The organism is Streptomyces sp. NPDC107500, from assembly GCF_055582785.1.
In genome coordinates, this window is the sequence record NZ_JBVJPF010000005.1 from 52,534 (window position 1) to 72,398 (window position 19,865).

Below are 19,865 nucleotides of genomic sequence, written 5' to 3' on the forward strand. Positions count from 1 at the left end.
GGGAAAGATCCCGGATCGGCCCCGGACACCTATTGCGCGGCGGACACGCCAAGAGATTTAGTCGGGCTTCCCATTGCAATGCCGGGCACTGTACAAATGAAATGTCATTAGCCGATACTTTGCCCAATTACAGGCGAACAGTCGGCATCATCGCGGCGTCCTGGCACGTCATCGCGGAGATGCCGCACGAAGGGACCGATATTCGTGGCGCAGCGTGTCGTGGTCACTCTCTTTGACGACATCGACGGCTCGGAAGCGGCGGAGACGATCGCCTTCGGTGTGGACGGCCGGATGTACGAGATCGACCTGAACGAAACCAATGCCCGGAAACTGCGCAAGGCCCTGGAGCCGTACGTGTCGGCCGGCCGCAAGCGGTCGAGGTCCGGCAAGGCGTACCGGCAGACGGAGGTCGCGCCGGACCCGGCGGCGGTCCGGGCCTGGGCCCAGGCCAACAAGATGGACGTGCCCGCGCGGGGCCGGATCCCGAAGAAGGTCTACGAGGCGTTCGCCGCGGCCCGGTGAGCCCGGCGGCGGCCGACGGCCGCTCAGTCGCCCCTCGCGGCAACCGACTTGCGCGGCACCCCGGGTGATCAGCTAAAGTCTGGAGCACGCCGAGGGGCGAGGCCGAAGGGCCGGGCCCACGGAACATGCGGGTGTAGTTCAGTAGTAGAACATCCCCCTTCCAGGGGGAAGGCGCAGTGTGCAATTCCTGTCACCCGCTCTGCACAGCCGTACCGATGACCCGATTGGATCAGGTAGGCTGGTGCTCGCACCGATCGGTGAAGGCCGGTCGGCGGCAATGCGGACGTAGCTCAGTTGGTAGAGCGCAACCTTGCCAAGGTTGAGGTCGCGAGTTCGAGCCTCGTCGTCCGCTCGGGAATCAGACCCCGGTCCTCCACGGACCGGGGTCTTTTCGTGCGCCCGGTGACACCCGGCGACATCACCCCTGACATTTGTCATGTCCGGTGATGACGGCCCGCACTGTTACGCGGCCCGGATGCCCGGAAGGCTTGAAGCATGCAAACCAACGGACACGAACACGTGATTGAGGTCACCGACCTGCGGCGGGTGTACGGGGGCGGGTTCGAGGCCGTGCGCGGTATCGACTTCTCCGTGCGCCGCGGCGAGGTCTTCGCGCTGCTGGGCACCAACGGCGCCGGCAAGACCTCGACGGTCGAACTGCTGGAGGGGCTCGCCGCCCCGGCCGGCGGCCGGGTACGCGTCCTCGGGCACGACCCCTACACCGAGCGTGCCGCCGTACGCCCCCGCACCGGGGTCATGCTCCAGGAGGGCGGCTTCCCCTCCGAGCTGACCGTCGCCGAGACGGCCCGCATGTGGGCAGGGTGCGTGAGCGGCGCCCGCCCGCCGGCCGAGGTCCTGGGGCTGGTCGGACTGGAGTCGAAGACCGGCACCCGCGTCAAGCAGCTCTCCGGGGGCCAGCGGCGCCGGCTCGACCTGGCGCTCGCGCTGCTCGGCGACCCCGAGGTGCTCTTCCTCGACGAACCCAGCACCGGACTGGACGCCGAAGGCCGCCGGGACACCTGGGAGTTGGTGAGCGCGCTGCGCGACCAGGGCACGACCGTGCTGCTGACCACGCACTACCTCGAAGAGGCCGAGAACCTCGCCGACCGGCTCGCGATCATGCACGAGGGCCGGATCGCCGCCACCGGCACCCCGGCCGAGGTGACCGCCGCACAGCCGTCCCGGATCTCCTTCGAACTGCCCGCGGGCTACTTCGTCGGCGACCTGCCCCCGCTCGACGGCCTGGGGGTCAGCGGCCACGAGGTCGAGGGCCGGATGGTGAGGCTGCGCACCCACGAACTCCAGCGCGCGGCCACCGGTCTGCTGGTGTGGGCCGGCCAGGCCGGAGTGGAGCTGCGCCGCCTGGACGTCCGCTCGGCCTCCCTGGAAGAGGCCTTCCTGAGCATCGCCAAAGAGGTGTCCGCGAGGACCGCCGACGGGGCGTCCGACCCAACCGCCCCGAAGACGACGAAGGAGTACGCGACATGAGCGCCACCGGCACCCGGGCCGCGGCACCCGCCGTGAACACCCCCGTCAGCACGCCGAGGACGCGCATGGCCGCCCTCGCCCGCGCCGAACTCACCCTCCTCGGACGGAACAAGGGCACCCTCTTCGCCGCCCTGTTCGTGCCGCTGGTGCTGCCGTTCAGCGTGAAGTCGGCGGCCAAGGAGATGGACCTCGCCGGGGCCGGTCTGACCACCGGCACGCTGGTCCTGCCCGCCGCGATCGGCTTCTCCCTGCTGTTCGCCGTCTACTCGGCGCTCGTCGGCGTCTTCGTCGTCCGCCGCGAGGAACTCGTCCTCAAGCGGCTGCGCACCGGTGAGCTGCGCGACGTCGAGATCCTCGCCGGATCCGCGACGCCGGCCCTGCTCAGCGGGCTCGTGCAGTCCCTGCTGCTCGCCGTGGGCTGCGCCGTGCTGCTCGACCTGTCCGCGCCGTCCGCGGTCCACCTCTCCGTCCTCGGGCTGCTGCTCGGTCTCGTGCTGTGCGCCGCGCTCGCCGGGGTCACCGCGAGCTTCACCCGGACCGGTGAGAGCGCGCAGGTCACGCCGCTGCCCTTCATGTTCGTCTCGATGCTCGGCTCCGGCATGTTCGTGCCGCTGGAGCTGCTTCCCGACCGCCTGGCCGCCGTCTGCGAACTGCTGCCGATGACGCCGGTGATCACCCTGGTGCGCGGCGGCTGGACCGGCGACCTGTCGGGCGGTGAGGCACTGGGCGCCGTGGTGACGGCGGTGGCCTGGATCGTGGTCGCGGTGTTTGCTGTACGACGGTGGTTCCGCTGGGAGCCACGGCACTGACGTACGGGACGGGCGAGACGTACGGGATGAGCGGGAGCGGCGGGCGGATGCGCAGGCCAGGCGGATGGTGGCGGCGGAAGAACACGCCGGAGAAGGTGGAGACGTACACGCGGTGGTCGTTCCACTTCTTCGGGGTGAGCGAGATCGGCGGCATCGGCCTGGCGACCTTCAGCCAGGTCGGGCCGGGGTTCGCGACCTTGCTGTCCCTGATGGTCGTCACCCACGCCGCGGCGTGCATGGCGACCGCCTCGCGGGCCCTGGACTGGACGCTCGGCCGCCGGCCGCCGCCGATGCGTCAGCTGTGGGGGCTCGGCGTGCTCACCGCCGTCGTCGCGGTCGTCGCGATCGCACTGGCGGAGCACGGTCCGGCGGGCGAGGACGTGGACGCGGCGGCCCTCGGGGTCTTCGTGGGCGTCCAGGGCTTCGGCGTCGGTGCGCTGGCCCTCGGGGTGCACGACCGGCGGCGGCGCGTCATGGCGCTGGTCGCCGGGTTCGCGGTGGGCGCGGGACTCGTGGCCTTCGCGGTGGGCCTGTCCTGGAGCGGCGCGCTGGCCACCGGAGGCGTTCTGCTGCTGGCCGGGGCGTTCCTCGCCGCCACCGCGGTGTTCTCCGTCTGGCTGCTCAAGGCGGTCTACGCGCTCGACGACGCCAAGGAGACCCGGGCCCGGCTGGCGGTCGCCGAGGAACGGCTGCGGTTCGGCCGGGACCTGCACGACGTGATGGGGAGGAACCTGGCGGTGATCGCGCTCAAGAGCGAACTGGCCGTCCAGTTGTCCCGGCGCGGGCGGCCGGAGGCGGTGGAGCAGATGATCGAGGCGCAGCGCATCGCGCAGGAGTCGCAGCGCGAGGTCCGGGACGTCGTACGCGGCTACCGGGAGGTCGACCTGGAGGTCGAGCTGGCCGGTGCCCGGGGTGTGCTCTCGGCGGCGGGCATCGTGGCGGAGGTCACCGGTAAGACGGCCGGGCTGCCCGCCGAGGTGCAGTCGGCGCTGGGGTGGGTGGTGCGGGAGGCGACCACGAACGTGCTGCGGCACGGGGACGCCAAGAGGGTGGCCGTGGCGGTGCGGATGTCGGAGGGGCGGGTAGTGCTGACGGTGGAGAACGACGGGGTCCCGGACGGGACCGGTCCCTCGGCGGACGCGGACGCGCCCACCGGGTCCGGCGGTTCCGGGCTGGCCGGGCTGCGGGAGCGGCTGTCCGTGGTGGACGGGGCACTGGAGGCGGGGACCGTGCGCAAGGGCGTGTTCCGGGTGACGGCCGAGGTGCCGCTGCCACCGCACACCCCGGCCGCGCGGGAGGTGACGTCGTGACGGACCCCGTGCGCGTGCTGCTCGCCGACGACGAGCACCTGATCCGCGGCGCCCTGGCCGCCCTGCTCTCCCTGGAGGACGACCTCGTCGTGGTCGCCGAGGCGGCCACCGGTCCCGAGGCCCTGGCGATGGCGCGGGCCCACAGGCCGGACGTCGCCGTACTGGATCTGCAGATGCCCGGCGCCGACGGTGTGAAGGTCGCCACATCGCTGCGGGCCGAGCTGCCCGCTTGCAAGGTGCTGATCGTGACCAGTCACGGCCGGCCCGGGCACCTGAAACGGGCGCTCGCGGCGGGGGTGCGCGGGTTCGTGCCCAAGACGACCAGCGCCCAGCGGCTGGCCGAGCTGATCCGCACGGTGCACGCCGGAAACCGTTACGTCGACCCGGAGTTGGCCGCCGACGCGATCTCCGCCGGGGACTCGCCGCTGACCGCGCGCGAGACGGAAGTACTGGAACACGCCGCCGACGGAGCACCCGTGTCGGAGATCGCGGAGCGTGCCGCGCTCGCCGAGGGGACCGTGCGGAACTACCTGTCGTCGGCCGCCGGCAAGCTCGGGGCGGAGAACCGGCACGCGGCGGTGCGTCTCGCACGGGAGCGGGGTTGGGTATAGTGGCTGACGCGCCACGGCGCAGTGCGAACGTAGCTCAGTTGGTAGAGCGCAACCTTGCCAAGGTTGAGGTCGCGAGTTCGAACCTCGTCGTTCGCTCCGTGTGAGAAGCCCCCGGCTCCGGCCGGGGGCTTCTTCGTGTCCGCGGGGCCGCGGCCGCTACGACCAGCTCAGGCCGGTCAGGAGTTCGTACGCCTCGATGTACTTGGCGCGGGTGGCGTCCACGACCTGCTGCGGCAGCGGCGGCGGGGGCAGCTCGCTCCCGCGGTCCCAGCCGGACTCCGCCGAGGTCAGCCAGTCCCGCACGAACTGCTTGTCGTACGACGGCTGCGCGCGGCCCGGCTGCCACTGGTCGGCCGGCCAGAACCGGGACGAGTCCGGGGTGAGGACCTCGTCGGCGAGGACCAGGTCGTCCCCGTCGAAGCCGAACTCGAACTTGGTGTCCGCGAGGACGATGCCGCGCTCGCGGGCGATGTCGCGGGCGCGGGAGTAGACGGCGAGGGTGGCTTGGCGCAGGGCGGCGGCGGTGTCCGCGCCGACCTGGCGGGCGACCTCCTCGTAGGAGACGTTCTCGTCGTGCTCGCCGACCTCGGCCTTGGTGGCCGGGGTGAAGATCGGGGCGGGCAGCTCCGAGCCGTCGACGAGGCCCTCGGGGAGGGCGAGGCCGCAGACGGTACGGGTCTGGTCGTACTCGGCGAGCCCGGAGCCGGTGAGGTAGCCGCGGGCCACGCACTCCACGGGGACCATCCGCAGCGACTTGCAGACCAGGGCGCGGCCCTCCCAGTCGGCGGGGGCGCCGGGGGGCAGCTCGGTGCTCAGGACGTGGTTGGGGGCCAGGTCGGCGAGCTGGTCGAACCACCACAGGGAGAGCTGGGTGAGGACCCGGCCCTTGTCCGGGATCTCGGTCGGCAGCACCCAGTCGTAGGCGGAGATGCGGTCGCTGGCGACCATCACGAGGTCGCCCGCCTCGTTCCGGTACAGCTCGCGCACCTTTCCGGTGTGCAGGTGCACCAGACCCGGAACCTGGATCGGCTCGGGCTTTTCAACGAATCCGGACACGGTTCCTCCCCGTGGTTCTGTCCAAGTACGTCGATTGTCCCGTACGCCGCGGGGAGGGCGACCGGCGGGGCGGCCCCCGTGTGCGCGGGTCAGTCGCGTTTGCAGATGCGGTCCAGGAGGTTGGCGGTGGCGCGCTGGACGCGTGGGTCGACGTGGCCGGGGCGGTCCAGGGCCGGGGACCACGCGAACGTCCCGGACGCGAAGACCCAGGCGCCCGACGGGGCCCGGTACAGCGAGGTCTCCTGGTGGCGCCGGGCGCCGTGCGCGTCGGTGTACGGGGAGTGGGCGAGCAGGACCCGCTCGTCGTGCGCGGGGAGCGCGGTGCGCGGGAAGTAGCGGTCGGCCTCGCCCGCCACCAGGTCCTCGATCGGGTCGCCCTCGTGGGCGCCGGTGGCTTCCCAGAGCCAGTGCCCGGCGTTGCGGACGATCATCGGGTGCGGTTCGGGGACGCGGCCGGCGTACTGGATGCCGAGCAGCTGCTGCTCGGGGCGGTCGATCTCCCGCCACAGCGTCGGCCGGCCCGGGCCCCGGCGCTTGCGGCAGGTCAGCAGGCGGTCGAGGGCGCCGGACGGCGACGGGGCCAGCTCCACCTGCCAGTACATGGTGTTGGCGGAGAGGAAGACCAGGGACGTGCCCCGCTCGCGGGCGAGTTCCGTGGTGCGGCGCATGGCGGCGGACCAGTACTCGTCGTGGCCGGGGAAGACCAGGCCCCGGTAGCGGGCCGGGTCGATCCGGCCGGAGTGCAGGTCGCGGGCGTCGGCGTAGGCGAGGTCGTATCCGTAGCGCTCGGCGAAGCGGATGAAGTCGTAGGCGTGGCCGACGTGCAGCGGCAGCCCCGCGCCCGCGTACGGCCGGTCGAAGGAGACGGTCGTGGCGGCGTCCGCCTCGCCGAGCAGCCGGCCCTCCTCGTCCCAGGCGTGGTAGAGGCTGGCGCCGGTGCGGCCGTCCTCCGGGTACAGGTTGTACGCCTGCCAGGTGATGTCCGGCAGCAGGAGCAGCAGGTCGGCCGGGTGGCTGTCGCGGACTGTGAAGGGGACGTGGGAGCGGTGGCCGTCGGCGGTGGTGAGGACGGCGACGTAGGCGCCGATGCTCCAGTACGACGGGATCTGGAGCCGCCAGGACAGCCACCAGTGGTGGCAGGAGACGGTGCGGTCGGCGGTGAGCGGCGGGGGCTGGACCATGCCGGACAGGCGGGGGCTGGTGGTGATCTTGGCGGCGCCGTCGCCGCCGTAGTGGCCGATCCGGTAGACGTCGACACTGAACTGCTGCGGCGGGTCGACGGTGACGTGGAAGTCGATGGCCTCGCCGGGGGCGGCGGCGCCGGTGGCGGTGAAGCCCTTGATCTGGCGGCGGACGTCGTCGGCGGCGCGCGGGCCGCCGCGCTGGGCGGGGACGGTGTCCTGGTCCGCGTACCAGGCGACGACCCGGCCGTTGTCGCCGAAGTACGTCTCGCCGCCGCGCAGCCACGGGAGCGGCCCCTGTCCGAAGGGGTCCGTCACGGCGTGCGCGAGTGCTCCCGACTCCCAGCGGCGGATCTGCTCGGACCCCATGGAACCGCCCCCTCCCTCGTGCCCCCGTGGTCATGCGTATGACGAACGCCCTTGCCATGTGCTCGATTCGGTCCCAGCACATCACATGTGGCACGCGTGCGGTCACTGTTCGTCGCGAAGCGGCCGAAAGTGGAATTGGGGGGTCCGATTCGGCGGGACGGTCCGTCCGGGCGCGTCAGACCAGGCGCACCGGCTTCTCCGGGCGTATGCCCAGGTCGGTCATCCAGGCGCGCAGGGGGCCCGGGTCGCCGGACTCGACCAGGCTGAGCACGCTGGGGGCCAGGTCGGCGGCGCGGGCTCCGTCGAACAAGAGCGACGGTCCGTCCAGCCAGTCGAGGCCCGGGGCCGCGCCGGCGGTGTCCATCGCCGCGCAGCACACCATCGCGGTGATGTGCGCGGTGAGGATCTCGCGGCCGGTGCGCGGAGGTTGCAGGGGGAACAGGGGGAGCGCGCGGTCGTCCCAGAGGGCGGCGTCGGGTCCGGCGGCGGCCGAGGGGGTGGCGGCGGCTCCGGCGCCGGCTCCGGTCGGCTGTGCGGCGGCCTCCTCGCGGGCCAGCTGGGCGCTGAGTCCGGCGGCGAGGGCGGCGCCGCGGGTGGTGGTGCCCGCCAGATCGTCGTCGTCCTCGGGGTGTGCGGGGCCGGTGGCCGCCGGGTGCGGGTCGGGTTCCGGGCCCACCTGGGCGGTCGGGGCGGTCGCCGGGAAGGGTGCGTCCCTGTCCCCGGTGGGCCGGGGGTCGTCGGCGGGCGTCGCGGTGTCCGTCGTGAGGTGGTCCAGGACGCGGGCCAGGGTCGGGCCCTCGGTGCCCGGTGCGGCGCCGTCGGCGGCGCGGCGGACGCCCAGGGTGTCCAGGACGCGGTGGAGGCGGGCCGCGTCCGTCCGCCAGGTGCGGTCCACGACCTCCTCGGGATACTCGTCCCAGTCCACCGGCGACCAGTCCGGGCCGGTCTCGGGCCCGCCGTGGAAGAGGCGCGCGGTGAGCAGCGAGACCGCCTCGTCCATCGCGCCGGGCTCCTCCAGCAGGTCGCAGGCGGGGCGCTCCCCGAGGCGCGAGGCGAAGCCCTCGGCCAGCCGGTCGCGGCGGGACAGCTCGGTGAGGGCGGCGACGACCCCCACGTCCAGCCGGGAGGGCCAGCGGCCCATCCGCCAGGCGGGCAGCGCCACCCGGGTCAGCAGCCGGTCCCAGCCCGCGTAGGCGAGCCCGACCTGCTCCTGGGCGACGATCCGCAGGCCGTAGTCCACAGCCTGTGCACGCTCGGCCGCCGCCGACGCGACGCCGCGCTCCATCTCGGCCGCGTGCACCCGGCAACCGCGCAGCAGCAGCCGGGACACCCGGCCCAGGCCCGCGCAGGCCGCCCGGGAGAGCGGGTCGCGCCGGTCCGCCGAGGCCACGGCCACCGCGGCGTCCAGGCCGCGTATGAAACGGCGGGCGGCGGCTATGTCGGGGTGCGCCGAGGGTCCCGTGCCGGCGACGACCGGGGCGAGGACGGCGCGCAGCTCGCCCACGCGCATCCACCACAGGAAGGGCGAGCCGATGACGAGGACGGGCGCGGTGGCGCCCCGGGGGCGGGCGGAGCCGCCCGGGACGGCCGGGGCGTCGCGCTCCGCCGCCCGGGCGGGCGGTCCGTGGGCCGGGTGGGTGCGGTCCTCCAGCCAGCTGTCGCAGTCCGGCGTGAGCGCTATCGCGGAGGGGGCGGGCACGTCGAGCCGGTCGGCCAGGTCGCGCACCATCCGGTAGAGGTCCGGCGCCGACTCCTCGGCGATGGTGACGGTGGGGGTGACGGCGGGCCGGGAGCGGGCCACGACGAGGGCCACCGCGGCCGCGGCCACCAGCACGAGCACCGCGAGGACGGAGACGGCCCAGCGGGCGGCGTCCCAGCCCGCGCCCGCCAGGCGCCCGGTGGAGCCGCCCACGAGCAGGATCACGGCGAGGGCAGCGGGCAGCAGGGCGACGGCCAGCGCGCGGCTGCGGACGCGCAGCACGGCCAACGCCCGGGAACGCGCGGCCCGCGCGCCCATCTCCTCACCACCGGTACCGGTCACGGCCGGACCTCACCCCCTCATCGACGTCCTGTCTGTCCTGGCTCGTCCACTGCTCGTCTGCTGGTGCTCACTCCCCCACTGTGGCACCCGCCACTGACATCGCAATGTCGGTGGGCCATGTGCCGGAACGCCTGCGCGGCACCATAGTTGGGGCCTTCGCGCCCGTCAGCCGTATGGCCTATCGGTCACTCGATGGAATGGCTTTGGGGAAAGGTGGATGACGGATTGCAAGGATCAGGCCCCGGTTCCTGGGACGGAGCCGGGGCCTGTCGGGTCGCAGTGCGCGGGCGGGTCCCGCGGGGCCGGTCAGGCGCCCGCGGCCGCCTTCGCGGCGATGTCCGTACGGTGCTGCGAGCCGTCGAGGCCGATGCGGGCGACGGCCCGGTAGGCCCGGTCGCGGGCCTCGGTGAGGTCCGTGCCGGTGGCCGTGACGGACAGGACGCGGCCACCGGCGCTGACGACGGCGTCGCCCTCGGCGCGGGTGCCGGCGTGCAGGACGTAGGCGTGCGGGGCGTCCTGGGCGGCCACCTCGGCGAGGCCGGTGATCGGGTCGCCGGTGCGCGGGGTGCCCGGGTAGTTGTGGGAGGCCACGACCACGGTGACGGCCGCGTCGTCGCTCCAGCGCAGCGGCTCCAGGTCGGCGAGGTTGCCGGTGGCGGAGGCCATCAGGAGACCGGCCAGCGGGGTCCGCAGGCGGGCCAGCACGACCTGGGTCTCGGGGTCGCCGAAGCGGGCGTTGAACTCGATCACGCGGACGCCGCGCGAGGTGATCGCCAGACCGGCGTAGAGGAGCCCGGAGAACGGGGTGCCGCGCCGGCGCATCTCGTCGACGGTCGGCTGAAGCACGCTCTGGACGACCTCGTCGACCAGCTTGGGGTCGGCCCACGGCAGCGGCGAGTAGGCGCCCATGCCGCCGGTGTTGGGGCCCTCGTCGCCGTCGAGGGCCCGCTTGAAGTCCTGGGCGGGCTGGAGCGGGCGGACGTTGTCGCCGTCGGTGATGGCGAAGAGGGAGACCTCGGGGCCGTCCAGGAACTCCTCGATGACGACCCGGTCGCAGGCCGCGGCGTGCTCCCGGGCCGCCTCGATGTCGTCGGTGACGACGACGCCCTTGCCGGCGGCCAGCCCGTCGTCCTTGACGACGTAGGGGGCGCCGAAGGCGTCGAGGGCCGCGTCGACCTCGGCCGGGGTGGTGCAGACGTACGAGCGGGCGGTGGGGACGCCGGCGCCTGCCATGACGTCCTTGGCGAAGGCCTTGGAGCCCTCCAGCCGCGCGGCCTCCCCGGAGGGGCCGAAGACCGGGATGCCGGCCTCGCGCACGGCGTCGGCGACCCCGGCGACCAGGGGCGCCTCCGGGCCGACCACGACCAGCTCGGCACCGAGGCGTTCGGCCAGCGCGGTGACGGCCGCGCCGTCGAGGGCGTCGACCTGGTGCAGTTCGGCGACCTCGGCGATACCGGCGTTGCCGGGTGCGCAGTGCAGCGCGGTCACGTCGGGGTCGAGGGACAGGGAACGGCACAGGGCGTGTTCGCGGGCGCCGCCGCCGATGACAAGGACCTTCACGGGGCCAGCCTAATGGGAAAGGACCCGGGCCCCTTGTGCGGGCTTCCGAAGGACGGGGCGGCACGGCCTTGTGGATTCCTCCAGGCCGAGCGCGGCGTGACGCACCCGCGCCCCGCGCCCCGGCTGCTACTCGTGCGCGATCTCCTCGACGACCGTCGCTCCCAGCTCCCGTACCAGCAGATCCCTGCCGGAGAGCGCGGACTCGTCGAGGTCCGGGTCGTCCTCCTCGGGGATGTCGTCCTCGGGGGAGACCTGGCGCGGCTCGGGCGCCGGCGGGCGGGGCGCGGGTGCGGACGGCGCCGAGGAGCGGCCGGAGTCCGGAGCGGGCGCGGCGGGCGGCGCGGCGGCGGGCGCGGGCGCCGACGGCCGCGGGGCGGGCGCGCCGCCCCCGAAGCCACCGCCGGTGCCGCCACTTCCGCCGGCTCCACCGAAGCCGCCGCCCCCGCCCCCGGAACCGCCGTGGCCGCCCGATGGCCCGGCGGGAGGCGGAGGTGCCGAACCGCCCGAGGGGTCGACGACCGCGTCGATCTTCCACTGCACGTTGAACTGCTCGGCCAGGGCCTGGCGCAGCACGTCCTCGCTGCCGCTGCTCACGAAGTTGTCACGAGCACCGGCGTTGACGAAGCCGATCTGGAGGGAGGTGCCGTCGAAGCCGGTCACCTGGGCGTTCTGGCTGAGCAGGATCCAGGTGAACCGGCGGCGGTTCTTGACCGCCTCCAGGATGTTGGGCCAGAGCGAGCGGGGGTCGACCCCTCCGCCCGGCGGTGGTGAGGCGGGCGCCGGCGTGGAGGCGGCCGGTGCGGGCGCCGGCGTGGAAGCGGCCGGTGCGGGCGCCGAAGCGGCGGGCGGGGCCGCGGCCGGGCCGGGAGCGGCCGGTGTCCGGGCCTGTCCGCCGCCCGCCGGTGCCGCCGTGGGCCACCCTCCCGGCCGTCGCCCGCCACCGGCGGGTGCCGCGGTCGGCCAGGCACCCGGCGTGGATGCGGGACCGGGCTCGGCGGCGGGGGCAGGGGCGGGAGTGGGAGTGGGAGTAGAGGTTGGAGCCGGAGCCGGAGCCGGAGCCGGGGGTTCGGGAGCGGGTGCCGGTGCCGGTGCGGCAGGCGCCTGCCCACCACCGTGGGGACCGCCGCCCTCGCCCTCCCCGGGACCGGCACCGGTCGCCGGAGCCGTCATGCCACCCGGTGCCCTTACGGCCGCCCGGGCCGCCGCGGGCCCGCCGCCCGGCGCGACCGGAGCGGCGGCCCCCCCGCCACCGCTGTGCGCCTCCGGCCCCGGCACGTACCCCATGGCAGGAGCGCCCGCGCCCGCGGAGAACTGCACCCCGCGCTCGATCCGGTCCAGGCGGGCCATCACCGACCGCTCGTCGCCGTACGCGGCGGGCAGCAGCACGCGCGCGCAGATCAGCTCCAGCTGGAGACGGGGCGACTGGGCGCCGCGCATCTCGGTGAGCCCCTCGTTGACGATGTCGGCGGCGCGGCTCAGCTCGGCGGCGCCGAAGGACCGCGCCTGCGCCTGCATCCGCTCGATGACGTCGGCGGGGGCGTCGATGAGCCCCTTCTCCGCCGCGTCGGGCACGGCGGCGAGGATCACCAGGTCGCGCAGGCGCTCCAGCAGGTCGGTGACGAAGCGCCGCGGGTCGTTGCCGCCCTCGATGATCCGGTCCACGACCCCGAAGGCGGCCGAGCCGTCCCCTGTGACGAACGCCTCGACGACGGAGTCGAGCAGCGAGCCGTCCGTGTAGCCGAGCAGCGCGGTCGTCATGTCGTACGTCACACCGTCGGCGCCGGCGCCCGCGAGGAGCTGGTCCATGACGGACATCGAGTCGCGGACGGATCCCGCGCCGGCCCGGACGACCAGCGGCAGCACCCCGTCCGCGACCGGGATCTGCTCCTTGCCGCAGACCTCGGCGAGGTAGTCGCGCAGGGTGCCGGGCGGCACGAGGCGGAAGGGGTAGTGGTGGGTGCGCGAGCGGATGGTCCCGATGACCTTCTCGGGCTCGGTCGTCGCGAAGATGAACTTGAGGTGCTCCGGGGGCTCCTCGACGACCTTCAGCAGGGCGTTGAAGCCCTGCGGGGAGACCATGTGGGCCTCGTCGATGATGTAGATCTTGTACCGGCTCCGGGCGGGCCCGAAGAAGGCCTTCTCGCGCAGGTCGCGGGCGTCGTCCACGCCTCCGTGCGAGGCGGCGTCGATCTCGATGACGTCGATGGACCCCGGCCCGTTCCTCGCGAGGTCCTGGCACGACTGGCACTCGCCGCAGGGGGTCGGGGTGGGGCCCTGCTCGCAGTTCAGACAGCGGGCCAGGATCCGGGCGCTGGTCGTCTTGCCGCATCCGCGCGGACCGCTGAACAGGTACGCGTGATTGACCCGGTTGTTCCGCAGCGCCTGCTGCAGCGGGTCGGTGACATGCCCCTGCCCGATGACCTCGGCGAAGGACTCCGGGCGGTAACGGCGGTAGAGCGCGAGAGACGACACGCATACGAGGTTATAGGCGTCCACTGACAACCGGATTCGCCCGCGAACGCGAACGCCCCCCACGCACCCGCCAGAGCCAACCTACCCTTGCTGCCTTCCGGCCCTGGGGGAGTTCAGTCAGATAGCGCCGCGTGAGGGGCTGGGCCACACGTTACCCGATGTGGGGCGCTCAGAACGAGTTCGCAAGCACTCCTCGGCGTCATGTAATGTTCTCGGCGGAGGATTCGCCTAGAGGCCTAGGGCGCACGCTTGGAAAGCGTGTTGGGGGCAACCCCTCACGAGTTCGAATCTCGTATCCTCCGCCAGTGCCTCACCGGGCACGAAGTCGAAGGGCCCCACCGTTCGCGGTGGGGCCCTTCGACGTTGTGGCCGGCCGCCCGGGACGGCCGCCCGTCATCGTTCGATCCGGATCCGCCGCTCCACGCTCACCTGGTCGATCTCCGAGACGCGGACCGTCGTGCGCATGGTCCAGGTGCCGGGGAGGGGGAGGGCGAGGGTGTTGGCGCTCCAGTAGCCGCCCCGGTCGACGAGCCGCGCTTCGATGGGGCCGACATCCTTGTCGGGGAGGGTGAAGGAGAGGCGGAGTTCGGGTACGGCGGCCAGGGCGCCGTCGGGGCCGAAGACCACGGCCTGGACGGCGTTGTCGCCGGTGCGGCCGGGGTCCAGGGTGATCTGGACCGTGCCGCGGCCGGAGCCGCCGAGGTCGAAGGGGATCGTGGTCACGGACGCGGGCAGCACCCCGCCGGCCGGCACGGCCCGCGCCGCCTCGTCCGCCGCCCGGCCCGGCAGGGTGCTGGTGAGCACGGTCGTGACCACCAGGACGACGGCGGCGACGACCGCCTCGGCCAGGACGGAGCGGCGCAGTCCGCGGCGGAGGTCGTCCGCGGCGGTGGAGGGGGCCTCGGGGGCGGGCGGAGCGGGTTCGGCGGCCTCCGGCTCCGGTTCCGGCTCCGGAGTGGGCGGGCCGCCGGCCGGGACCGGTTCCGGTACCCGCTCGCGCTCCCGCTGCCGTACCGGTGTCCGGGCCGTCGCCAGTGCGGCCGTCCAGCGCCGGGACACGGCCGCCGCGGCCAGCAGTACGGTCACCAGGGCCACCTTGGCGAGCAGCAGCCTGCCGTACGTCGTCCCGGTGAGCGCCTGCCAGGAGCCGAGGCCGCGCCAGGACTGGTAGACGCCGGTGGCGACCAGGACGGTCACGGAGGCCAGGGCGACGCGCGAGAAGCGCGCGACCGTGGCGGCGTCCGGGGCCGAGCGCAGGGTGACGAGCAGGGCGACGAGGCCGCCGAGCCAGACCGCCGTGGCCAGCAGGTGCAGTACGAAGGACGTCACCGCGAGCGGCACCTGGATGCCGGCGGAGGCGTGTTCGGCGGCGCCCCAGGTCGACGCGAGGGCGAGGGCGAGTACGGCCCCCACGGCGGCGGTCACCGGGCGGCGCTCCCGGTGGCGGTCCGCGCGGCCCGCGCGCACCAGGAACAGGGCCACCGGCGCGAGCAGCGCCAGCCTGGCCAGCAGCAGTACGCCGGGGCGGGTCGTGAGGGTGTCGGCGAGCGCGCCCGCGTCCAGGGCGTCCGCCGGTCCCGTGCCCGCCTCGTACGGGGCGCGCAGCACCAGCAGGGCGAGCGTCGCGCCCAGCAGCGTCCACCAGCCCGCGACCAGAGGGCGGCGCAGGGCGCAGACGTGGGGCGGGCGGCACAGGACGGCGAAGGCGGCGACCCCGATGAGCAGGGCGGCGGCGAGGTAGGAGAGGTAGCGGGCGACTTTGTGGAGGGTGGCCGTCAGGGGGTCCTCGGTGGGGCCCGTGTCCACCGCCGCGGTCGTCGTGGAGGGCTGCCCGACCGAGAAGGTGAAGGCGCCGGATATGGGGTGGCTGTCGGCCGACACCACCCGCCAGGCCACGGTGTAGGTGCCCTCCCCCAGCTCGGCGGGCAGGCCGACGCGGGCCGTGTCGGAGCGGCCGTCGGCGTGACCGGCCTCCCCCGTGCGCACCCGGTGGCCGCCGGGGTCGAGGACGCGGAAGGAGTCGTCGCGCAGGCCGACGGACTCGCTGAAGGTCAGGGTGACGTGGCGGGGGGCCCGCTGGAGGACGGTTCCGTCGCCGGGGTCGGCCGAGCCGAGGGCGGCGTGGGCGGACGCGGGGCCCGCGCCGCCGAGGAGGAGCAGGACCAGCACGGCGCCCAGCAGCACCAGCCGCCGGACTCCTCCCCGGTCCGGCCGGCGGTCCCGGCGCTCCCCTCCCGCCCGTCCGTCCGGCCTGCCTCCCCGTCCTCGGGCTCCAGCGCGTGCACCGCCCACACACCTCACGTCGCATCTCCGTCGTCGGGACCCACTGCCTCGGGGATACGTACGGACACGGAGGCCGCCCCGCTCACCCGCCCGCCGCGCGGATCCTCACCACGACGGGCGGGCCGTCACCCCGCCGTCCACCACGAGGTCGTGCCCGGTGATCCAGGACGCCAGCCGGGAGGCGAGGAACACGCACGCGTCGCCCACGTCCTCCGGGCGTCCCAGCCGTCCCGTGGGCGCCGCCCGCCGCCACCGCCGTACGCCCTCCGGCCACGCCTCGTCGAGCCCTGCGCGGTCGATGAGGCCGGGCGAGACGGAGTTGACCCTGACGCCCCACGGGCCGTACTCCAGGGCCGCCGAACGGGCGTGCATCACCACCGCCGCCTTGGAGGCGCTGTAGTGCGCGTGGGCGGGCGCGGGGGCGGACGCCTCGATGGAGGCGATGTGGGTGACCGAGCCGCCGCCGTCCTGGGCCCGCATGAGCCCGGCCGCGGCCTGGGTGCAGGCGAAGACGCCGGTGAGGTTGGTGTCCACGACCGCACGCCACTCGGCGGCCGTCATGCCGGGCAGGTCCCGCAGCGGCTGCACACCCGCGTTGTTGACCAGCGCCGTCAGCCGTCCGCCGCCCCAGTCGGCGGCCTCCTCGACCAGGCGCCGGGCGGCGTCCTCGTCGGTGAGGTCGGCCCGCAGGACGGTGGCGCTCCCGCCGCGTTCCCGGACCCGGCCGGCCGTCTCCCGCGCCGCCGCGACCGACGTACGGCAGTGCAGCGCGACCGCCGCGCCCTCCTCGGCGAGGCGCAGCGCGATGCCGCGGCCGATGGAGCCGCCGGCGCCCGTGACGAGCGCCACCTGACCGTCGAGGAGCCGCGTGTGCGGGTTCATGGGCGGCACAGTTCCACGATCCGCGCGGCCCGGTCGGGATAGCGCGCCGTGAGGCCGGCCGCGTCGCCGTGCTCGTAGTCCCCGTAGGTGAATCCGGGCGCCATCGTGCACCCGAAGAGCGTCCACGCGCCGCCGGCCGCCACGCGGGCGCCCATCCAGGTGCCGGCGGGGACCGTGAACTGCACGTGCTGGCCGCCCAGGACGTCCGGTCCCAGTACGGCCGTACGGGTGCCGCCGTCGGGGGAGAGGAGCAGCAGTTCCAGCGGGTCGCCGAGGTAGAAGTGCCAGACCTCGTCGGTGGGCAGGCGGTGCAGGGCGGAGAAGTCGCCCGGGCGGGCGGTGAGCAGGGCGACGATGGCCGATCCCGCGGGGTGTCCGTCCGGGCCTTCGGGGCCTGCCCAGGTACGCCGGAACAGGCCGCCCTCGCGGGGGATGGGCTCCAGTCCGTAGTGCGCGATCAGGTCTTCTGCGGTGGGCGGCGAAGTCACGCCGGGAACGCTACCTCCCGGCGGAGGAAGGCGAGTTGCGCCTTCTTCTCGGGCAGGTGGACGTCCGGCAGGTCGACCACGGGCAGGACGACCGCGGGTCCGGCGGTGAAGCCCTGCCTCAGGAAGCGGGCGATCGCCTTCTCGTTGCCGATGTCCGGGTCGACCACGATCCGGGTCCGGTCCAGGCCGAGCAGTACGTACGCCATGAGGGCCCCGGCCAGTGCGGCGGTCCAGCCGGGCCGGGCGCCCCGTGCCCCGGCCGGGGCCAGCAGCAGGTGGACGCCGATGTCGCCGGGCTCGACGTCGTAGCACTCGCTCACCCGGTCGGCCCCGGGGTCGTAGGTCTGGAGCAGGGCGACCGGTTCGCCGTCCTTGACGACCAGGCGGGCGTGGTGGGTGTCGAGGGTGTCCATGTGCGCGTAGACGGCCTCGACCTGGTCCCGCGTCAGTTCCGTCATCCCCCAGAACGCCGCCCGCTCCTCGCTCACCCAGCGGTGGATCACGCCGGCGTCCTCGGCGGCGTCGAGGGGGAGGACGCGGACGGTGCCGAAGCCGTCGAGGTGCTGCTCGTGGAGGGAGGTGCGGGTGGCGTACGAGGGGGTGCGCGGGTCAGGCATGTGATTCCTTCGTGAGCTGGTCGAAGTCCGTGATCACGGGGGCGAGGTCCCCGCCGAGCCACAGGCGTTGCTGGTCCTGGTGGTGCGGCGAACCGGGGGTGCCGGAGGCGCCGTGGGGCACCGTCCAGCGGCTGTTCCCCCGGTCGGCCAGGTCCCAGACGTAGCGGGCGGCGGGGCCGCGGGCGGCTCGGTCGGTGACGCCGGGCACGGGGGACGTGCACAGGACGCAGTCGTGGTCGCCGGAGAGCCGCGGGCCGGGTGCGGGGGTGGACGTGGTGTCCGGCAGCGCCCGCCAGGCGGCGAGGCGGTGGGTGTCGCCCCAGGTGCCGGCCGGGGGCCGCGCGGCGACCTCCTCCAGCGCGGCGCGGACGGCGGCGGCGCGGTCGATGCCGTACAGGTCCTCCGCGCGCAGCAGGTGTTCGAGGGCGTGTCCGACGCGCGGCACGAGCGCGAGCCACGGCTGGAGCACCTCGGGGTAGGCGGGCGGCACGGACGCCGGGGCGAGGACCGGGTGCGCCGCCAGCCGCCGTACGACGGCCGTGCGCACGGCGGCGTAGCGGGCCGCGTCGGCGCTGTCGGCGTCCATGTGCCGGTCCCAGGCCAGGAGGCGGTCGCGGAGGGCGGCGGCCTCGGGGGTCAGGCCGTCCAGGCCGGCGAGGCGGTCGAGGAGGGCGGCGGCCGAGCCGAGGTGGGTGTCCATGTGGATGGCCGGCATGTCCGCCGCCGACCAGCGCTCCCGTGCGGCGAGCAGGGCGGTGATGCGGTCGGCGCGGTGCGGCGGGGCGAACTCGATGCCGAGCGGGGTCGCGGGGCCGCGCTGGTTGGCCATCACGGCGACGCCGTCGGTGAGGCCGGCCCGGGGCGGGGTGTGCCAGCCGTCCCACTCGTGGCCGGGCTCCCAGGCGGGTACCGGGCGCAGGCGGTTGGCGTCCGGTCGTACCGGGACGCGTCCGGCCACCCGGTGCAGCAGCCCGCCCTCGGTGTCGGCGGCCTGCACCACGTTGACCGGCTCCGCCCACGCGTCCAGGGCCCGGTCCACGTCGGCGACGCCGCGCGCGCGGAGCAGGGGCAGCAGGGCGCCGAAGCCGAGGTCGGCGGTGACGCGGGGCGGGTAGCGGAGGCTGAGGGCGGCCGGGGTGCCGTCGTCGAGGCCCTCGGGGCCGCCGGCGATCACCGGGCCGCGGTCGGTCTCGATGACCTCCACCTCCACGGTCTCCCCCTCCGTCCCCTTCTCCCCCGCGACCCTGATGAGTTCGGTGTGCCGGGCGGCGCGGTGCCAGGTGCCGTCGGGCCCCAGGGCCTCGACGCCGGCGCCGGTGCGGCGCAGTCGCTCCTGGTACAGGTCCTGGTAGTCGGACATCGCGTTGGTGATGGCCCAGGCGACCGTTCCGGTGTGGCCGAAGTGGGCGATGCCGGGGATGCCGGGGACGGCGAGGCCGACGACGTCGAACTCCGGGCAGGACAGGTGGATCTGCTGGTAGACGCCGGGGTCCTCGATCCAGCGGTGCGGGTCGCCCGCGATGACCGCGTGCCCGGTCGTGGTCCGGTCGCCGCCGACCAGCCAGCCGTTGCTGCCGGCGGTGCCCGGGCCGTCGGTGGCGAAGAGGGCGACGGCCTCCGGGCCGAGGTGGGTGGTGATGTGCTCGCGCCAGAGCTTGGCGGGGAAGCCGGCGAAGAGGATGTGCGTGGCGAGCCAGACCGCGAGCGGAGTCCAGGGTTCCCAGCGGCCCGGGGTGAGGCCGGTGCGGGTGAATTCGGGGGCGTGGGGGCGGGCCGTGTCGTGGGTGGTGCCCACTTCGGCGAGGCCCTCGTTCACGCCGTCGACGTAGGACCGCACCCACGCGGCCGTCTCCGGGTCCTTCTCCTCCAGGGCCGCGTGGCAGCGGCGGGCGGTGTCGGCGAGGCGCGCCCGCCGGGCGAGGCGGTCCCACGAGAGGGCCTCGGGGCCGAGGAAGGACGCGGAGGTGCCCTGGGCGCGGTGCCGTTCGACCTCCAGCTGCCAGGCCCGGTCCAGGGCGGTGACCCGGCCCTGGGCGCGGGCGAGTTCGTCCGCGCTGTCCGCGCGCAGGTGGGGGATCCCCCAGGCGTCGCGGTATGTCTCGGCGCTCACCCCTGTGCCTCTACTTTCCTTTAGGTTAGGCTCACCTAAGTATTGCCGTGGTGGCCGAATAGTACG

General features: G+C 74.5%; 15 protein-coding genes, 4 tRNA genes and 1 other RNA gene. 9 read left to right on the top strand and 11 right to left on the bottom strand.

Annotated elements, in window-relative coordinates; genetic code table 11:
- Positions 1-204: 204 nt before the first annotated feature.
- From ACZ67M_RS20470 to ACZ67M_RS20505, 8 genes are all read left to right on the top strand, one after another.
- Complete coding sequence (locus tag ACZ67M_RS20470; RefSeq protein WP_064728688.1) at positions 205-522, top strand: histone-like nucleoid-structuring protein Lsr2; 318 nt, start codon at positions 205-207, stop codon at positions 520-522.
- Positions 523-649: 127 nt separating this feature from the next.
- A tRNA-Gly gene (locus ACZ67M_RS20475) sits at positions 650-721 on the top strand.
- 80 nt (positions 722-801) lie between these two features.
- Positions 802-874, top strand: a tRNA-Gly gene (locus ACZ67M_RS20480).
- 143 nt (positions 875-1,017) lie between these two features.
- Positions 1,018-2,010: an ABC transporter ATP-binding protein gene (locus ACZ67M_RS20485; protein WP_469852091.1), complete on the top strand. Its 993-nt coding sequence runs from the start codon at positions 1,018-1,020 to the stop codon at positions 2,008-2,010.
- Complete coding sequence (locus tag ACZ67M_RS20490; RefSeq protein ID WP_469852092.1) at positions 2,007-2,819, top strand: ABC transporter permease; 813 nt, start codon at positions 2,007-2,009, stop codon at positions 2,817-2,819. Before ACZ67M_RS20485 ends, ACZ67M_RS20490 begins: the two co-directional genes overlap by 4 nt.
- A 47-nt stretch (positions 2,820-2,866) precedes the next feature.
- Positions 2,867-4,129 carry a sensor histidine kinase gene (locus ACZ67M_RS20495; protein WP_469852585.1) on the top strand — a complete coding sequence of 421 codons (1,263 nt, stop codon included), beginning with the start codon at positions 2,867-2,869 and terminating at the stop codon, positions 4,127-4,129.
- Positions 4,126-4,740: a response regulator transcription factor gene (locus ACZ67M_RS20500; protein WP_361356507.1), complete on the top strand. Its 615-nt coding sequence runs from the start codon at positions 4,126-4,128 to the stop codon at positions 4,738-4,740. Before ACZ67M_RS20495 ends, ACZ67M_RS20500 begins: the two co-directional genes overlap by 4 nt.
- Positions 4,741-4,763: 23 nt before the next feature.
- A tRNA-Gly gene (locus ACZ67M_RS20505) sits at positions 4,764-4,836 on the top strand.
- Positions 4,837-4,896: 60 nt separating this feature from the next.
- Here ACZ67M_RS20505 and ACZ67M_RS20510 read toward each other — a convergent pair.
- The 6 genes from ACZ67M_RS20510 to ffs all read right to left on the bottom strand — a co-directional run bounded on the left by ACZ67M_RS20510 (position 4,897) and on the right by ffs (position 13,562).
- Positions 4,897-5,796: a phosphoribosylaminoimidazolesuccinocarboxamide synthase gene (locus ACZ67M_RS20510; RefSeq protein ID WP_392010978.1), complete on the bottom strand. Its 900-nt coding sequence runs from the start codon at positions 5,794-5,796 to the stop codon at positions 4,897-4,899.
- 89 nt (positions 5,797-5,885) lie between these two features.
- The gene (locus ACZ67M_RS20515; protein ID WP_469852094.1) at positions 5,886-7,346 is read right to left on the bottom strand and encodes a N,N-dimethylformamidase beta subunit family domain-containing protein; all 1,461 of its coding nucleotides are present in this window, start codon (positions 7,344-7,346) and stop codon (positions 5,886-5,888) included.
- Positions 7,347-7,521: 175 nt separating this feature from the next.
- Positions 7,522-9,387 (bottom strand): M48 family metalloprotease, encoded by a 1,866-nt coding sequence (locus ACZ67M_RS20520; RefSeq protein ID WP_469852096.1) that lies wholly within the window; start codon positions 9,385-9,387, stop codon positions 7,522-7,524.
- A gap of 306 nt (positions 9,388-9,693) precedes the next feature.
- Entirely contained in the window at positions 9,694-10,947 is a 1,254-nt protein-coding gene (gene purD / locus ACZ67M_RS20525) for a phosphoribosylamine--glycine ligase (RefSeq protein WP_361356515.1), read from the bottom strand.
- Between the two features lie 126 nt (positions 10,948-11,073).
- Positions 11,074-13,419 carry a DNA polymerase III subunit gamma and tau gene (locus ACZ67M_RS20530; protein WP_469852098.1) on the bottom strand — a complete coding sequence of 782 codons (2,346 nt, stop codon included), beginning with the start codon at positions 13,417-13,419 and terminating at the stop codon, positions 11,074-11,076.
- A gap of 48 nt (positions 13,420-13,467) precedes the next feature.
- An RNA gene (ffs, locus tag ACZ67M_RS20535) (signal recognition particle sRNA small type) lies at positions 13,468-13,562 on the bottom strand.
- Between the two features lie 74 nt (positions 13,563-13,636).
- Here ffs and ACZ67M_RS20540 point away from each other — a divergent pair.
- Positions 13,637-13,724, top strand: a tRNA-Ser gene (locus ACZ67M_RS20540).
- Between the two features lie 88 nt (positions 13,725-13,812).
- On the opposite strand, the gene ACZ67M_RS20545 is transcribed toward ACZ67M_RS20540, so the two are convergent.
- From ACZ67M_RS20545 to ACZ67M_RS20565, 5 genes are all read right to left on the bottom strand, one after another.
- A complete protein-coding gene (locus ACZ67M_RS20545; protein WP_469852100.1) occupies positions 13,813-15,603 on the bottom strand; it encodes a copper resistance CopC/CopD family protein in 1,791 nt (596 codons plus the stop codon).
- A gap of 204 nt (positions 15,604-15,807) precedes the next feature.
- Complete coding sequence (locus tag ACZ67M_RS20550) at positions 15,808-16,584, bottom strand: SDR family NAD(P)-dependent oxidoreductase (protein WP_469852102.1); 777 nt, start codon at positions 16,582-16,584, stop codon at positions 15,808-15,810.
- Positions 16,581-17,072 (bottom strand): cupin domain-containing protein, encoded by a 492-nt coding sequence (locus ACZ67M_RS20555; protein ID WP_467320430.1) that lies wholly within the window; start codon positions 17,070-17,072, stop codon positions 16,581-16,583. The genes ACZ67M_RS20550 and ACZ67M_RS20555 overlap by 4 nt, the downstream gene beginning before the upstream one ends.
- Entirely contained in the window at positions 17,069-17,689 is a 621-nt protein-coding gene (locus ACZ67M_RS20560) for a GNAT family N-acetyltransferase (RefSeq protein WP_469852104.1), read from the bottom strand. Before ACZ67M_RS20560 ends, ACZ67M_RS20555 begins: the two co-directional genes overlap by 4 nt.
- Entirely contained in the window at positions 17,682-19,799 is a 2,118-nt protein-coding gene (locus ACZ67M_RS20565; protein WP_469852106.1) for a penicillin acylase family protein, read from the bottom strand. Before ACZ67M_RS20565 ends, ACZ67M_RS20560 begins: the two co-directional genes overlap by 8 nt.
- Positions 19,800-19,865 lie beyond the last annotated feature (66 nt).